The organism is Kitasatospora sp. NPDC056783 (assembly GCF_042789895.1).
Taxonomy (GTDB): Bacteria; Actinomycetota; Actinomycetes; order Streptomycetales; family Streptomycetaceae; genus Kitasatospora.
The window spans coordinates 1-15,510 of record NZ_JBHUAF010000190.1 but is presented as its reverse complement, the minus strand read 5'-3'; the positions used below and the strand labels follow the sequence as shown (position 1 = coordinate 15,510).

At 74.7% G+C, this 15,510-nt stretch carries 13 protein-coding genes; 3 read left to right on the top strand and 10 right to left on the bottom strand.

What is annotated here, in order from left to right; translation table 11 throughout:
* The first annotated feature begins 480 nt into the window (after positions 1-480).
* Positions 481-1,143, top strand: a complete 663-nt coding sequence (locus ACFRMQ_RS24695) for a phosphatase PAP2 family protein (RefSeq protein WP_380732778.1) — start codon at positions 481-483, stop codon at positions 1,141-1,143.
* On the opposite strand, the gene ACFRMQ_RS24690 is transcribed toward ACFRMQ_RS24695, so the two are convergent.
* Positions 1,116-1,448 (bottom strand): DUF2218 domain-containing protein, encoded by a 333-nt coding sequence (locus tag ACFRMQ_RS24690; protein WP_380732777.1) that lies wholly within the window; start codon positions 1,446-1,448, stop codon positions 1,116-1,118. The genes ACFRMQ_RS24695 and ACFRMQ_RS24690 overlap by 28 nt on opposite strands.
* Positions 1,449-1,616: 168 nt before the next feature.
* Between ACFRMQ_RS24690 and ACFRMQ_RS24685 the strand changes: the two genes are divergently transcribed.
* Positions 1,617-2,135, top strand: coding sequence for a MarR family winged helix-turn-helix transcriptional regulator (locus ACFRMQ_RS24685; protein ID WP_380698841.1), 519 nt, complete (start codon positions 1,617-1,619; stop codon positions 2,133-2,135).
* Here ACFRMQ_RS24685 and ACFRMQ_RS24680 read toward each other — a convergent pair.
* A complete protein-coding gene (locus ACFRMQ_RS24680; protein ID WP_380732780.1) occupies positions 2,050-2,991 on the bottom strand; it encodes an EamA family transporter in 942 nt (313 codons plus the stop codon). The genes ACFRMQ_RS24685 and ACFRMQ_RS24680 overlap by 86 nt on opposite strands.
* A gap of 145 nt (positions 2,992-3,136) precedes the next feature.
* On the opposite strand from ACFRMQ_RS24680, the gene ACFRMQ_RS24675 reads away from it, so the two are divergent.
* Positions 3,137-4,042 carry a LysR family transcriptional regulator gene (locus ACFRMQ_RS24675; protein WP_380732776.1) on the top strand — a complete coding sequence of 302 codons (906 nt, stop codon included), beginning with the start codon at positions 3,137-3,139 and terminating at the stop codon, positions 4,040-4,042.
* A 30-nt stretch (positions 4,043-4,072) separates the two neighbouring features.
* Here the strand turns inward: ACFRMQ_RS24675 and ACFRMQ_RS24670 are convergent, their stop codons facing one another.
* The 8 genes from ACFRMQ_RS24670 to ACFRMQ_RS24635 form a co-directional block, all read right to left on the bottom strand.
* Entirely contained in the window at positions 4,073-4,804 is a 732-nt protein-coding gene (locus ACFRMQ_RS24670; RefSeq protein ID WP_380732779.1) for a ZIP family metal transporter, read from the bottom strand.
* A 414-nt stretch (positions 4,805-5,218) separates the two neighbouring features.
* Entirely contained in the window at positions 5,219-6,922 is a 1,704-nt protein-coding gene (locus ACFRMQ_RS24665) for a restriction endonuclease (RefSeq protein ID WP_380732775.1), read from the bottom strand.
* A gap of 114 nt (positions 6,923-7,036) precedes the next feature.
* The gene (locus tag ACFRMQ_RS24660) at positions 7,037-9,010 is read right to left on the bottom strand and encodes a hypothetical protein (RefSeq protein ID WP_380732774.1); all 1,974 of its coding nucleotides are present in this window, start codon (positions 9,008-9,010) and stop codon (positions 7,037-7,039) included.
* Positions 9,011-9,282: 272 nt separating this feature from the next.
* Complete coding sequence (locus ACFRMQ_RS24655) at positions 9,283-9,939, bottom strand: YigZ family protein (protein WP_380732773.1); 657 nt, start codon at positions 9,937-9,939, stop codon at positions 9,283-9,285.
* 109 nt (positions 9,940-10,048) lie between these two features.
* The gene (locus ACFRMQ_RS24650) at positions 10,049-11,338 is read right to left on the bottom strand and encodes a DUF6986 family protein (protein WP_380732771.1); all 1,290 of its coding nucleotides are present in this window, start codon (positions 11,336-11,338) and stop codon (positions 10,049-10,051) included.
* A 111-nt stretch (positions 11,339-11,449) separates the two neighbouring features.
* A complete protein-coding gene (locus ACFRMQ_RS24645) occupies positions 11,450-13,024 on the bottom strand; it encodes a DUF2637 domain-containing protein (RefSeq protein ID WP_380732770.1) in 1,575 nt (524 codons plus the stop codon).
* A 221-nt stretch (positions 13,025-13,245) separates the two neighbouring features.
* The gene (locus ACFRMQ_RS24640) at positions 13,246-13,911 is read right to left on the bottom strand and encodes a response regulator transcription factor (RefSeq protein WP_316529165.1); all 666 of its coding nucleotides are present in this window, start codon (positions 13,909-13,911) and stop codon (positions 13,246-13,248) included.
* Complete coding sequence (locus ACFRMQ_RS24635) at positions 13,863-15,272, bottom strand: sensor histidine kinase (RefSeq protein WP_380732769.1); 1,410 nt, start codon at positions 15,270-15,272, stop codon at positions 13,863-13,865. Before ACFRMQ_RS24635 ends, ACFRMQ_RS24640 begins: the two co-directional genes overlap by 49 nt.
* Positions 15,273-15,510: the final 238 nt, after the last annotated feature.

Genomic DNA, 15,510 nt, shown 5'->3' with positions numbered 1-15,510 from the left:
CACCCCCTATCCGGAGGTTGGACCGCCCCCCGCCGCCCGCCCCGTGGTCACCCAGGGCCCCCCCGGCCCGTTGGGTTCCCCCTACCACCCGCACGGGTGGTCGGGCCCGCCGTAAGGGTGGTCGGGGATGATCGGCGGAGTGCCCCGGAGGCCGTCCGGCGCGGGGTGAAGATGATGTGCGGAATCGCTGGAGGCGCTCGGCGTGGAAGGACTGTTGACGTAGTGTCATCACCGATGGACAGCGAGCCCCCGCCCTTGGCGGAGCCGTCCGCGGCGGCCCCTTCGGGGCCGGTTCCGCGCGTGCTGCGTGAGGGCGACCAGGCCGCCCCGGGAGGGGTGGCGCACACCGAAAGCCGATCGACCGACCGTCCGGCCCACACCCCCCGGGGCGCACGGAACGGCGATCATCGAAGCCGCCCCGGAGCTCTCCCCCCTGCTCCGGGGCGGCTGTTCGCCGTTGTGGGCCGCGCGGCCCGGTCGGTGGCCGTTCCGGTGGTCGCGGCGGTGCTGCTGCTGGTGACCTCCTGGCAGGTCGCGGCGGACGGGCCGCTGCTCGGCGTGGACCGGGCGGTCCGCCGGGCGGTCCACACGGCCCGCCGGGACGCTCCGAGCGCACCGGCCGACCGTCTTGGCCACCTGCTGTCGGACCTGGGCGGCGGCGCTCCGGCGGTCCCGGTGCTGCTGCTGGCCGGTGCGCTGGCCGCCTGGTGGTGGCGCCGGTCCCGGGCCGGGCGGTGGTGGCTGCCGTTGCCGGTGGCGGCGTCGACGGCGGTGCTGATCCCGCTGCTGGTGGTCCCGGCGAAGGCGGCCTTCGCCCGGCCGGGACCGCTCGGGGAGCCGCTGACGGCGGGCCAGTGGGGCTGGTACCCGTCGGGGCACACGGCGACCGCGGCGATCTCGTACGGGGTGGCGGCACTGCTGCTGGCCCGGGTGACGGGCCCGCGGGTCGGCCGGTGGCTGGCGGCGGGTGCGGTGCTGCTGCCGCTCGGGGTGGGCGCGGGGCTGGTGTGGAGTGACTTCCACTGGCTGCTGGACGTGGTGGCGAGCTGGTGCCTGGCCGTCCTGACGCTGTGGGCGCTGGACCGGTGGCTGCCCCGGCCGGGGGCCGGGAGGGGTCAGGCCTCGGGGTCCTCGTTGCGGTGAACCAGGCCGGGCTCGCCGTTGTCCCGCTGCCATTCGACGACGAGTTCCTCGCGGGCGCCGAAGCGGACCAGGTGGCGGCCGACGACGTCCTCCAGGCCGGGGAGGTTCTCGCGCTCGCCCTCGACGGCGAGCAGCAGCGCGTCCGGCCGCGCCTCCAGGGTGGCGGTGCCGGCGCCGAAGACCAGCGTGCCGCGGCCGGTCTCCTCGGAGTAGACGGCCTCGATCTTGCGCCCCATGTGGGCGGCGAGCTGCTTGGCGTAGCGGCCCGAACGGTCGGTGGCGACGCGGGCTTCGGAGCGGGGCATGAGTCCTCCAGGGTCCGGGGAGGAGAACTTAGGGTCCCCTCACTCGAGACAACGCTAACCCAGATGCTGAGCTAGGCTCAACATATTTCCGCGATCATTCTCCGCTGCCGGCCACAGGCCCCGGACCGGCCGCTACCCTGGGGCGGACGCCAGCCGAGGAGACCGCCGATGACCACCACGCCGACCGACGAACCGGCGGAACCCTCCCCCGGCCCCGGCGGCACCCCGGGCTCCGCCGCCGAGCTGGCCGACGCGATGACCAGGGCGATCAAGCGGATCCGCCGCCAGACCGGCTGGCGGCTGGAGCCGTACGGCATCACCCCCGGCCAGGCCCGGGCGCTGCGCACGCTCGCCCACGTGCCCGGCTGCGAGACCCCGGACCGCGCGATGCGGCTGAGCGACCTCGCCGACAAACTGCACATCGCCCCACGTTCGGCGACCACCGTGGTCGACGCGCTGGAGGAGGCCGGCCTGGTCGAGCGCAGCCCCGACCCGGCCGACCGGCGGGCCGTCCGGATCCTGCTGACCGAGGCCGGCCGCGCCGCGGTGGAACGGATCGGGCAGGTCCGGGACGAGGTGGCGCAGGACTACTTCGGCGAGGTCAGCCCCGCCGACGAGGAGGTGCTGCTGCGGGTGCTGCGCTCCGCCGAGGCCCGCTTCCTCGCAGCCGGGCCGCCACGGCGCTAGCCGCGCCCGGGCGCAGCGCGGTGATCCCGATCCCGGCGATCACCAGCAGCGCGGCCGCGGCGGCCGTCGGGCTGATCCGCTCGCCGAGCAGCAGCCAGGCCGAGGACATCCCGAACACCGGCACCAGCAGCGAGTAGGGGGCGACGGCGGTCGCGTCGTAGTTGCGCAGCAGGTAGCTCCAGGCGACGAAGCCGAACAGGGTGGAGACCAGCCCGACGTAGCCGATCGCCCCCAGTCCGGCCGGGGTGATCTCGCGCAGCGCCCGCAGGTCCGCCTGCGGACCCTCGACCAGCAGGGACAGGCCCAGCAGCGGAAGCGGCGGGACCGCACTGACCCAGACCATCCAGCGCAGCGCGTCCGGCGGCGCGGCCCGGCGGGTCAGCACATTGGCCAGGCCCCAGGCGACGGCCGCCAGGACCACCAGCGCGAAGGCCCCGAGCGGGCCGCCGGCACCCTGCTCCCAGGCACTCAGCGCGATGCCCGCGAAGGCGATCGCCAGGCCCGCCAGCCGCTGCCCGCCGGGGCGTTCGCGCAGCAGCACGGCGGCGAACAGCGCCGTGAAGCCGGCCTGCCCCTGGAGCACCAGGGAGGAGAGCCCGGCCGGCATCCCGGCGTGCATGCCGAGGAAGAGCAGCCCGAACTTGACCACCCCGAGGACCACCCCGACGGCGACCACCCAGCGCCAGGCCACCCGGGGCGGGCCGACGAAGAAGATCGCCGGCACCGCGACGACGGCGAACCGCAGGGCGCAGAAGAGCAGCGGCGGGAAGCTCTCCAGGCCGACGTGGATCAGGACGAAGTTGAGGCCCCAGACGGCGGCCACCAGGACGGCCAGGGCGATGTGGCGCGGGCTCATGCCGCTCCCGCCGTGGGTGCTCGCCGTGCCCGTGCTGCGCCGGCCGCTCGGGGCGGCTATTGTCGCGGTCATGGGTCGAGCATGGTGGCGCCCGACCGTGTAGCACCAGCGATGAATCCTGAAGAGGACACTTTAGGATCGCTGCATGATGGATCTGGGGCGCCTGCGGGCGCTGCACGCGGTGGCGGTGCACGGCTCGGTCGGCGGAGCGGCGGCGGCGCTCGGCTTCACCCCCTCGGCCATCTCGCAGCAGATCGCCAAACTGGAGCGGGAGACCCGGACGGTACTGCTGGAGCGCCAGGGCCGGGGGGTGGTGCTGACCGACGCGGCGCACGAGCTGGCCGGCACGGCGCAGGCCGTGCTGGGGCTGGTGGAGCAGGCCGAGGTGCGTCTGGAGGAGCAGCGCGGCCGGGCCGTGGGGCGGCTGCTGGTGGCCGCGTTCCCGTCCGGTGCGCGCGGGCTGATGCCCGGGGCGCTGGCCGATCTGCGGCGGCGCTGCCCGGAGCTGGACGTCCGGCTGCTGGAGCGCGACCCGTACCCGGCGGCCGAACTGGTGGCCCGGGGCGAGGTGGACCTGGCGCTGGTGCAGGACTGGCCGACCGTACCGCTGCCGGTGCAGGAGGGGGTTTCCCGGATGGACCTCGGCACGGACCCGGTGGACCTGCTGCTGCCCGCCGACGACCCGCTGACCGCGCTCGACCCGGTGCCGGTGGAGCGGCTGTGCGGGCAGCGGTGGATCAGTGTGCCGCCGGGCAACATCTGCCACGACTGGCTGGTCCGCACCCTGCGCGAGGCCGGGGAGGAGCCGGACGTGCGCTACCAGGTCGGGGAGTTCGAGACCCAGATCGCGCTGGTCGCGGCCGGTCTGGGGATGGGCCTGGTGCCGAGGCTGGGCCGGGGCCCGCTGCCGCCCGGGGTGGCGGCCCGCCGGGTGGCGCCGGAGCCGGGCCGCCGGGTCTTCGCGCTCTGGCGCTCCCGGGCCTCCCGGCGGCCGGCCATCACCGAGGCGCTGGCCTCGATGCGGGAGTGCTGGGGGCGGCTGCCGGTCTGAGCGGCCCGGACGGCTCTCAGCCCGCGGATCTCAGCCCGCGAAGCCGATCACCAGCCACATGAAGCCGACCCCGGCGACGGTGCAGAGCAGGGTGCTGCGCGAGGGGTGGGGGCTGTGCGCCTCGGGGAGGATGTCGGACGTCGCCAGGTAGAGCAGGAAGCCGGAGAAGAAGCCCAGGTAGAGGCCGAGCAGGTGCTCCGGGATGGTGAAGGCCAGGGTGACCGCCGCGCCGGACACCGGGGCCAGCGCGTCCGCCGCGAGCAGGGCCAGCGCCCGCCGCTTGTCGTTCCCGTACAGCCGGGTGATCGTGTACGTGTTGAAGCCGTCGGCGAAGTCGTGCGCGACCACCGCGATGGCCACCACTGTGCCGACCGTGGTGCCGGCCTGGAAGGCCGCACCGATCGCGAAGCCGTCCATCATGCTGTGCCCGACCAGGGCCAGCGCGGCGGTCAGCCCGACGCCTTGGTGCCCGGCGCGTCCGTGGTGGTGGCCCTGGTGGTGGCCGTGGGAGTGCGCCGCGTACTCGCCCTCGTGGCCTCGGTGGATGGCGACCGCCCGCTCGATCACGTGGAGGGCGAGGAAGCCTCCCGCGAACATCAGCAGCGCCTCCGGCACGCCGTGCACCTCCCCGGGTGCCTCGTGGAGCGCCTCGGGCAGCAGGTCGAAGGCGACCACACCGAGCATCAGCCCGGCGGCGAAGCCGAGCACCAGATGGCGGCGGTCGCCGGTGCGCTGGGCGACGAAACCGCCGATCAGGGTCATCAGGAACGCCCCGGCGGCGACCAGGACCGCGGTCACCGGGCCGGCTCCGGCGCGGGTCCGGCGTGACGGCCGGGGTCTCCGTGTGGTCTGCCGGGTGCTCTGCCCATTCCTCTCCCCCTGGGATCCGCCCCTGGCCGGGCCGGCCGCCGCCGTATCGGACGCCCGTTCGGCGGTGATCGCCCGGAGTGCCGGGGCTGGGGTGTGTGCTGCGGAGCCGTTCCCCCAGCCTCGATCCGGGGGTTCCGGGGCGCCCGCCGGATGCGCCGTCCGGGTGATGTCCCCCGGCGGCCCCGGCGGGGCCACGGTCTGCCGGGGGGCGGGGTCGGGTGCGGTCGGTGTGGTGTTCGATCCGAAGTGGTCGTGTTCCGTCGGGTGCGGTCCGTGTCGGGTGCGGTCGTGTTCGGTCGGGTGCGGTCAGCTGCCGGTGGCGACCGGCAGGCCGAGGTGGGTGTGGGCCAGTTCGCGGACTCCGTCGCCGTCGATCAGGTGGATGTGCCGGTGGCTCTCCGCGGCGGTGAGGTCCAGCACCTCCTCGGCGAACCGACCGGTGGTCAGCCGCAGGCCGCGCTCGGCGGACTCCTCGCCCACCGCCTCGGCCAGGGTCTCGATCTGCTCGACGCCGATCGACGCGGTGTCCCGGGAGGCCCAGACCACCCAGCGGCCGGGAAGCGCGCTGCCCGGTGCGCCCTCGCCGGTGGCGACCAGCCCGGCCGGGCCGCGCAGTCGTACGCTCCACTGCGCGATCCCCCCTCGGGTCAGCAGCTCCCGCACCAGGTGGGCGAACTCGTTGGCGGACAGGTCTGCGGCGGCCGGCACGGTGGCTCCGGTCCGGGCGGCCGGCTGGACACCGGCCCGGTCGTACGGGTCCGGGGTGACGGCCGCACCGAGCTGGCGCAGCCGCACCAGGGCCTCGTCCTGTTCGGCGTCGGCGTAGACGCCCTCGTCGTCGCGCTCCTCGTACGGGGTGCCCGGCGGCAGCAGCCTGGTGCGGGCCAGCGCGTCGCGGTCGGCGTCCACGCTGACCAGGCAGAGCGGCTCGGCCGTGGCGGGATCGCGCAGCCAGCCGTTGAGGACGACGCCGGCGAGTATCTCGTCGGTGTCGACGGCGTCGGCGGCCTGGAGGGCGCGCAGGGCGAGCCGGGCGACCAGCCGCAGGTAGTCGGTGGCCCGGTCCGCGTCCGCGCGCGGCACCGGGACGATGTCGCCGCCCGGGGAGAGTCGGTAGCCGGTGAGCGAGGGCACCAGGTCGAGCGGCGGCAGGTCGAGGTCCAGCACGGCGGTGCGGGTGAGCGGACGGAAGACCGCCCGGCAGGAGGCGGGCAGGTCCTGGGTGGTGGTCTCGGCCGCCGCCAGCGCCCGTTCCAGCAGCGATTCCACGGCGGCCGGCTCGGCCAGCCGGTAGGCCCGGCGGCATTCCTCCAGGCTCTCGTTGTACTCGCGCACGACGCGGGCCCGGGCCTCCTCGGCCGCCTCGTGGGCGCGCCGGGACTCGTCGGCGTCCGGGTTGCCGGCCTCGGCCCGGCGGGTGCGCCACTCGCGCAGGGCTCGCTGGTGGGTGAGCCTGGCCTGGGCCAGCTCGCGCTGGTAGCCGGAGTCGAGCAGCCGGCGGGACGGGCCGCTCTCCGGGTCGGCCACGGGCGGCTCGACGGGGGCGAAGTCCTCCCAGCGGGGCTCGGACTCGGCCTCGGCGGCGGGACCGTCGGCCGGGTAGGGGCGGGGCTGGTAGTGGCGCAGCTGGCTCTCGAAGTCCATCGCCGAGACGGGCAGCGCGGCCCGTCGCAGCAGGTCGGCCAGCCGATCGTGCTCGGCCTGGACGGTGAGTGTGCGGTGGTGGGTCAGGGTGGCGGCCCGGGCGTGCGCCGCCACGGCCTCGTCCGGGCCGGCCTCGGCGGAGCCGGGACGGCCGGGGCCGTCCGGGCCGTCGAGGCCCGGTTCGGGCCGCGCGGCGCCGGACGCCCCGTCACCGGACGGGCCGCCGCCGGGGCGGGCGGTGGCGGCGCCGTCCGGCTGCCGGTCCTCCTCGGCTCCGAGGTCACGGAAGACCGAGGCGAGGAAGCCCGGCCGGGGGAACTGGACGGTGGCGGTTCCGTCGGACTGGCCGTCTGCTGAGTACTGCATCGGTCGTCGTTCCCCCATGCTCGTCCGGCGCCTGCCCGGGACGGTCGGCGACCCTGCGGACCCTCCCCTGCCGGACATTGTCCCCCGAACGGGCGTGGCGGTCAGCCAAGCCGCTCAGTTGGTCCGGGTGTTGGTCAGGTGCAGGCCGATGTAGCCGACGTAGATCCGGCCACTGCCGGAACAGTCGTCCAGGTAGTGCAGCCGGGGTGCGGTGCGGCCGCCGCCGATCCGCAGGTGCGCTCCCATGAACGCGCGCCGGGAGGCGTCGACGCACTCCGGCACCGGCAGCATCCGCTCGCGCTTCCACTTGGTGTGGCTGAACACCGTCCGGGACTCCCCGCGCACCGCCTTGCGGGGCGGGAAACGGCGGCAGCCCTCGGGAGTGCGTTCGCACCACTGCTTGAAGTCTCCGCCGGCCGCGCCGCGCACGGCCGCCTCGGCGTACTCCTGGAGCGCGGTCAGGCCGTCCCAGGCGAGCCGGGCCCACCCCGCGCCGGCGCACTGGAGCTCGTCCAGGGCGAGCGCGCTCTTCTGGTCACCGGTGAAGGTCACCAGCGGAAACTCGCCCAGTCTGGCCATGAGTTCGGTGAAGGTCTCGGGCGCGCCGGGACGGTCGACCGGATGGGCGGCGGGGTGCGCGCCCAGAATCGGCCCGCTGCCTCCCGGCGCGAGGCAGTGGCGGCCGGTCAGCGCGCGGGCTCCGGAGCGGAGACGGCCCTCCCGGATGTCCCGGCTGTCGCGGCTCTGGCCCCGCTCGCGGTGATCGCGCCGCTCCAGGCGCAGGGTGTGCCGGACCCGCTCCAACTCGTCGGCCCTGGCCTGCTGTTCGGCGCGGTCCTGCTGCTCCTCGCGGGCGAGCGCGGTCAGGTCGGCCCGGGTGGCGGCCCGCTCCGTGCCCTGGCACCCGGTCGTCCGCTCGGCGGCTCGGCCGGTGGCGTTCTCGGCGGTCCGTCCGGTGGACGGCTCGGCGGCTCGGCGGAGCTGCGGCGGCGGGACGCGCAGCACCGGTACGGCCGCCAGCGGCGCCGGCAGCGGCTGGTCCGCGGCGAGTCGGCGCGGCTCGCGGGCGAGCAGCGCGGCGGCGCGGCGCGGGTCCTCTTCTATTCGGCCTCGGGCGAGTACCGGATGTCGGGCGCTGTCCTGACGGGAGGCCGGGTCGACCTCGGGCAGGTAGGTGCGCACCGCCCCGCCGTAGACGGTGTGGTACTCCAGCGCGACGTTGAACCCGGTGCGGGCGCCGGGGTCGAGCACGTAGGCGGTGGCGAGGCCGGGCAGCTGGTGGCAGAGCGGGGCGACGACGTCGTGCACCCAGCCGTCGAGCGGGACGTTCACCGGGACGCTGGCCACCACGACGGGGAGCCTGCGCTCGGGGTCGCACAGTTCGTCGATCAGGGCGTCGACCTCGTCGGCCGTGATCACCCGGGGCCCGGTGTGGACGGCGGCCGGGCCGTCGGTGGCGTCGAGCAGCGGCAGGAGCGAACGGACGAGTTCGGGCACCGGCACCCGGCACGGGGTGCGCACGCCGCTGCCGGTGGTGTGCGTCTCGGCCTCCAGCCGGACCCAGGTGGGCCCGTCCGCCCCGGTGGCCACCGTGAGGGTGAGCTGCTGGGTGCCGTGCGGGGCAGGGGTGCGCAGGCGGCGGCGGTGGTAGCGGCCGGCGGCCGGGCCATCGCGCAGCGGGCCCTGGTCGCGGTCGAGCAGGACCCGCTCGCCCAGGCGGAGGCGCTCGGTGACGGACTCCGGCGCGGCGCCCGGCCCGAGTGGGGCCGGCCCGGCGGGCGGGGGTTCCCCGTAGCCCTCCTGCTTCAGCCAGGCGGCGAGCTGCTCGTCGGCCAGGGCGACGGCCTCCGGGTGCGTGAGGGCCGTGGTGACCGTCATCCGGTAGGGCGTCGCGGGGCCGCGGAGGGCGGGTACGTCGGCACCGGTGTGCGAGCGGGCGCGGTTCGGGGCGGGACGGCTCGCGATCGGGCGGTTCGATGCCGGGTGGCTCGACACCGGATGGCTCGGGGTCAGGTGGTCGGCGATCGGGTGGGTCGGGACCGGGTGGGTCACGGACTGGGGATTCGGGGTCGAACGGTTCGAGGTCATGCACGTACCTCCGTGGTGCGGGGTGGGGTCCTGTGTCCTCCATCGATGGTTTCGTCCGGTTCTGCCGGAACCTTGCCCAGGAAACGCCACGGCCCGGAGCGGAAGTTCCAACTCAGGACTACGACACTACGTTCGGGTGAATCTGCTCAAGCGGCCTTCCGCGTGGCGCGGGCCCCGGGCTACGCGGAACGGCCCGTCAGGGGCTGTCAGGAACCGTCAGGACGGCTCACCGGAACGGCGCCCGGGCCCGCCGCGCCCCGGGGCGTCCGCGGTCAGACCGGCACCTCGACGTAGGTACGGCCGGCCGGGACCGCCACCGCCGTGCCGCCGGTCGCCTCGGCCAGCCAGGTGTGGAACTCCGCCACGTCCGGCTCCGGCACACCCACCTCGATCCGCACCCCGGCGGCTTCGTAGGCGAGGTCGCTCACCGTGTAGCCGGCCGCCCGCAGGTCGTTCTCCACCCGCCCGGCCCGGACGTGGTCCACCGCCACCGCGAGCAGCGCGACCGGCCGGCGCTCCAGCAGGCCGATCTCGTCGACCGCCTCCGACACCGCGTTCCCGTACGCCCGCACCAGCCCGCCCGCACCGAGCTTGATCCCGCCGAAGTACCGGGTGACCACAGCGACGGTGTCGGTCAGCCCGCGCCGGCGCAGCACCTCCAGCATCGGCACCCCGGCCGTGCCGCCGGGTTCGCCGTCGTCGCTGGAGCGCTCGCGGCGCTGCTCGTCGCCGACCACGAAGGCGGTGCAGTTGTGCCGGGCGTCCCAGTACTGCTTGCGGATGCCGGCGATGAAGGCCTGCGCCTGCTCCTCGTCCGTGACCCGGGCGAGGTGGCAGATGAACCGGGACTTCTTGATCTCGATCTCGTGGCTGCCGGCCCGCCGGATGGTGAGGTACGGCCTGGCGGTGGGCTCCGGCGTGACGGCCATGGTGCGGTGGTCCTCCCGAGGACGGCGAAGGCTGACGTCGCGCCCCTGGGGACGGGAGCGGCACCGCCAGCCTAGTTGGCGCCCGGCGGGAGGGACCGGCGGCCGGGGGTCAGCGACCGGCCAGGGCGTCCAGCCGCTCGCGGTCCAGGCCGGTCAGCGCGGTGACCTCGGCGAGGTCGACGGCGCCGCAGTCCAGGCCGCGCAGCAGGTAGCCGCTGAGCGCCCGGGCGGTGGCCGGCTCGTCCATCACGTCGCCGCCCGTCTTGGCGACGTACCCGGCGAGTCGGGCGGCGGCGGCCGACAGGCCCTCGCGGTAGAAGGAGTAGACCGCTACGTAACGGGTCGGCAGGTGCGCCGGGTGCATGTCCCAGCCCTGGTGGTAGGCGCGGGCGAGCGAGCGGCGGACCAGGCCGTGGTGGAGCTTCCAGGCCGCGTGCACCTGCTCGGTGGAGCCGGTCGGGATGACGTTGGTCGAGCCGTCGGAGAGCCGGACCCCGGTGCCCGCGGCCGCCACCTGCATGACCGCCTTGGCGTGGTCGGCGACCGGGTGGTCCATGCTCTGGTGGGCCGCGCTGACGCCGCAGGCGGCGCTGTAGTCGAAGGTGCCGTAGTGCAGGCCGGTGGCGCGGCCCTCGGCGGCCTCGATCATCCGGGCGACGGTGGCCCGGCCGTCCGGGCCGAGGATCGCCTGGGTGGTCTCGATCTGGATCTCGAAGCCGATCCGGCCCGCGGGCAGCCCGGCACGCCCCTCGAAGTCCTCCAGCAGCCGGACCAGCGCGGTGACCTGCTCGGCGTAGGTCACCTTGGGGAGGGTCAGGACCAGGCCCTCGGGCAGCCCGCCGCCGGTCAGCAGGGTGGTCAGGAACAGTTCCAGGGTGCGGATGCCGCGGGCCCGCACGGGGGCCTCCATGCACTTGACCCGGATGCCGGTGTACGGCGGGGAGCTGCCCTCGGCCACCGCGGCGGTCACCAGCTCGGCGGCGCGGACGGCGGCCGCGTCCTCCTCGGCGTCGGGGCGGGGACCGTAGCCGTCCTCGAAGTCGATCCGCAGGTCCTCGATCGGCTCGCGCTCCAGCTTGGCGCGGACCCGGGCGTGCACGTCGGCGAGCAACCCGTCGTCGGCGACGCCGAGGGCGCGGGCCAGCTCGGCCGGGGTGGCGGCGTGCCGGTCGAGGGCTTCCAGTGCCTGGCGGCCCCACTCGCGCACGGTGTCGGCGTCGAAGGCGTCGGCCGGGACGTAGACGGTGTGCACCGGCTGCCTGGTCCCGGGCTCGCCCGGGTAGCGGCTCGCCAGGTCGGCGTCGACCGGGGCGAGCAGCGCCTCCACGGCGGCGCGGGCCGTGGCGGAGAAGGAGGCCCCGTCCGTCGGCCCGTTTGCGTCGACCTCGACCCGTGTCATCCGCACTCCTCCATGCCGAACCGGCGCTTCAACAATTTGTTGAGGCGAAGGTAGCTCCGGCGGGACCGGGCGTCAATGGCCGCCCGGCGCCCCGCCGGTGGCGGACCGCCGTCACTCCCTCCCGGCGGCGACGTAGCGGTCGTGCAGCTCGGGGAAGAGTTCGGCGACCTCCTTGGGGTGGACCGAACCGTCCGGGCCCTTGCCCGTGACGCCGAAGTGCTTGGTCAGCCAGCCGGCGAGGCGCTGGGGGTCGGGCTGGTGGCCGTGGCTGTCCATGTAGGAGACGAGCGCCTCGTAGGCGAGGTCCGGGTCGAGGCGCGCGGGTGCCTGGAGCGTCGCGGGCTGCTCGGCGGGGACGGAGCCCTCGGCCGGAACCGGCTGCTCGACCTCGGCGCCCTCGACGACCTCGGCGGCTTCGGCGGGCTGCTCCGTGGGGTACTCAAGCTCTGAGGGGTGGGCCTGCTGGGACTGCGCAGCCTGCTGGACCTGCTGACGGTGCACCGGCTCGGCGGGCTGCCCGGCCTGGTGCGGGCCGCCCTCGGGAGCGGGGGCGGGCTCCTCGACGACCGGGCGCGGAGGCTTGAACCAGGGCGAGGCCTGGCCGGGCACCCGCCCGCCCGGGGCGGCGTCGGACGGGTGGCCGGTGGTGCGGACCGGACGCTCGGTCCAGACGTTCAGCTCCTCACGGCGCGGCTGCGGGGCGGCGTCGGCCACCTCGTCCGGCTCCTGGGCGGCACGCAGCCGGACGGCGGCCAGCTTCGCGAGCATCGGGGCCGCCACCTCGGCGGACATCGGCGCGACGGCCGCTGCTGCCTGGGCCGGAACCTGCTGGGTCTGGGGCTGGGACTGCTCGGCGGCCTGCGGCGCCTGCTGCGGGTGCTGGGGCTGGGGCTGCTGCGGGTGCCCGTCCGCGGCCGGGGCGAGGGCCGCGGTGGCCCGGTTCTCCTGGGGAGCGATCGTCTGCGCCCCCTGCTCCGCCGGGATCTCCTTGGCCACGCGCTCACGGCCCTCGTCATCCAGCCGGTCGAGCAGCGACGGGTCCAGCGGAACCCCGAACTTGGCGAGCTTGAGCGGCAGCAGCGCCTGGATCGGCGCCGAGCGCCGCCAGCCGCGCCCGTACCGGAAGCGCAGCTGCGCCCGGTAGACCAGGCGGTTCTGCTCCAGTCGGATCACCTCGTCGTAGGAGCGGAGCTCCCAGAGCTTCATCCGCCGCCAGAGCCGGAAGGTCGGCACCGGGGAGAGGATCCAGCGCATCACCCGGACCGATTCCATGTGACGGTCCGCGGTGATCGCCGCGATCCGGCCGACGGCGTGCCGCGAGGCCTCGACCACCACGACGAAGAGCACCGGGATGACGGCGTGCATCCCCATGCCCAGCGGATCGCCCCAGGAGGCGGCCGCGTTGAACGCGATGGTGGCGACGGTCAGCAGCCACGCGGTCTGCCGCAGCATGGGGAAGGGAATCCGCAGCCAGGTCAGCACCAGGTCGAGCGCGAGGAGTACCACGATGCCCGCGTCCACACCGATGGGGAAGGCATAGGAGAAGGCGCCGAAACCTTTCTCCACGGCCAGCTCGCGCACCGCGTTGTACGAGCCCGCGAAGCCGATGCCCGAGATGAGGCAGGCACCGGCCGCGACCAGGCCGAGCAGGACCCGATGGGCCTTGGTGAGCGTTGGGCGTGCCATTACGTCTATCAACCCCTGGATGTCGGCTGCGGCCGTACGCGCCTCGACTGCCGGGTCCCGCCGGTCGGGCCGCCGGACGTCTGAGCGACCTCCGGGCTCGGCCCACCGGAGTTTACTCGTACAGGTGTTTACGTGTTCCCACAGCCTGGGGTGTCACAGCGCGGCGGCCCGTCGGCTCCCCCCGGCACCGCGCGGATCCGCACCGGAACCCGGCCTGTCCGTCAGCCGGTCCGTCCCGCCGTGCCGTTGAGGTAGGCCAGTACGGCGAGCACCCGGCGGTTGGCATCCTCGTCGGGGACGATTTCGAGCTTGGTGAAGATGTTGGCGATGTGCTTGGCGACGGCGCCGTCGCTCACCGAGAGCCGGGCTGCGATCGCCGAGTTGGAACAGCCCTCGGCCATCAGCTCCAGCACCTCGCGCTCACGCGGGGACAGCCGCAGCAGCGGACCGGGCCGGCGCGAGGTGGTCTGCATCAGCTTGGCGATCACGTCCGGGTCCATCGCCGTCCCGCCCGCCGCCACCCGGCGGACCGCGTCGATGAACTGCCCAGCGTTGAACACCCGGTCCTTCAGCAGGTAGCCGATCCCCCCGGTGCCATCGGCCAGCAGCTCCCGTGCGTAGAGCTGCTGGACGTGCTGCGACAGCACCAGCACCGGCAGGCCCTGGATCTCCCGCCGCGCCTTGAGCGCGGCCTGCAAGCCCTCGTCGGTGAGCGTCGGGGGCAACCTGACGTCGACCACGGCCACGTCCGGGCGGTGGGTCAGCAGCGCCTCCAACAGCTCGGGACCGGTCTCCACCGCCGCGGCGATGGTGAAGCCGTGCGCTTCCAGCAGCCGGATCAGACCTTCGCGGAGGAGATAGAGGTCCTCGGCGAGGACAACTCGCACGGCAACTCCAAGGTGATGGTGGTGGGTCCGCCCGACGTGCTGTCGATGGAGAGGACACCGTCGAAGGTACCCAATCGCTTCTCGATCCCCCGCAGGCCCGTCCCCCGCGAAGGATCCGCCACACCGACTCCGTCGTCCGTCACCGCGACCCGCAGGAAGCCGGCCCGGTAGAGGATGTCCACCCACACCTGCTCGGCCCCCGAGTGCTTGGCCGCGTTGGCCAGCAGCTCACAGATGCTGAAGTACACCGCGGCCTCCACCGGGGCCGGCGGCCGGTCCGGCAGACTCACGCACACCTCCGTCGGCAGCGCGCTGTCCAGCGCCAACGCCCGGACCGCGTCGCCGAGTCCGCGCTCGGCGAGCACCGGAGGGTGGATGCCCCGCACCAGGTCCCGCAGCTCCTGAAGGGCCCGGGCCGAGGACTGGCGCGCCTCGGCGAGGAGTTCCCGCGCGGCCGCCTGGTCGGTGTCCATCAGGTGCTCGATGGTGCCCAGCGTCATGCCGATCGCGACCAGCCGCGCCTGGGCGCCGTCGTGCAGGTCCCGCTCGATCCGGCGCAGTTCGGCCGCCTGGTTGCCCGCCGCGTCCGCCCGCGTCTCGGTCAGCTCGGCCACTCGCCTGGTCAGTTGGGCGTGCGTGGCCCTGCCGTCCTGGTCCAGCACCCGGCGGGCCGCCTCCGCGTACCAGCGCACCGCGAACGGTGCCACGAGTATCCCGACCGCGATCATGACGACCCCGAGCACGACGCTCAGCAGAACCGACGCCATCCGGCCGCTCACCGGGCCGAACCCGTTCGCCGGCACCGGCCCCACCAGGGTGTAGGCGACACCGAGCCCGAGCAGGACGACCACCGGGCCGGCCAGGGCGATCGCGAGGAAGGGGTTCACCAGCAGCCAGGTCAGCTCGGCGCGGGTCGTCCGGTCCCGCAGGCCCCAATGGACCAGCTGCGCGTACTTCGCCACCGTCCGCGAACGGTGGTAGGTGTAGCCCGTCCACCAGTGCCCCCGGCCGTCCAGCTCCAGCTCCGGGCGGGGGTCGTACATGGCCGGCAGCCGTATGCCGAACCAGCGCGCCAGCTGGCCGCGCGTGCGGTTCGCGGTACGGCGGACGTTGGTGGCGGCCACCACGCCGCCGACGGTCACCGCCACCAGAAGTGCGAGGAACAGCCCCAGGTCGTACGACTGGAGGAGCTGGGACGACACCGCCCCCGAGAAGATCGCCGCACCCACCGGCAGCACCGCCCCCGGCACCGCTGCCAACACCACCAGGGCCAGCCGCGCCAGCCCCTCACCGCCGGTCGTGAGGGCGGACCGAGCCTGCGCACGTACGGACGTGCCGCTCGTACGACTCACTGTTGTCACGGAAGCTCCTGGTGCCGGTACCGATCGTCCTCCATCAGTGTTCACGAACCCCCCGCCACCCACACTGGCCATGGCACCCCGATTCCGGGGTGGACCTAGGACCACCTGCTGGTGGACAAAGGGACACTGGCGAGTGAGATGGTCCGGAAACGCGAAGAACCCCCATCCGGAAACCGGATGGGGGTTCATTCACAATAATTGTTCGGCGGCGTCCTACTCTCCCACAGGGTCCCCCCTG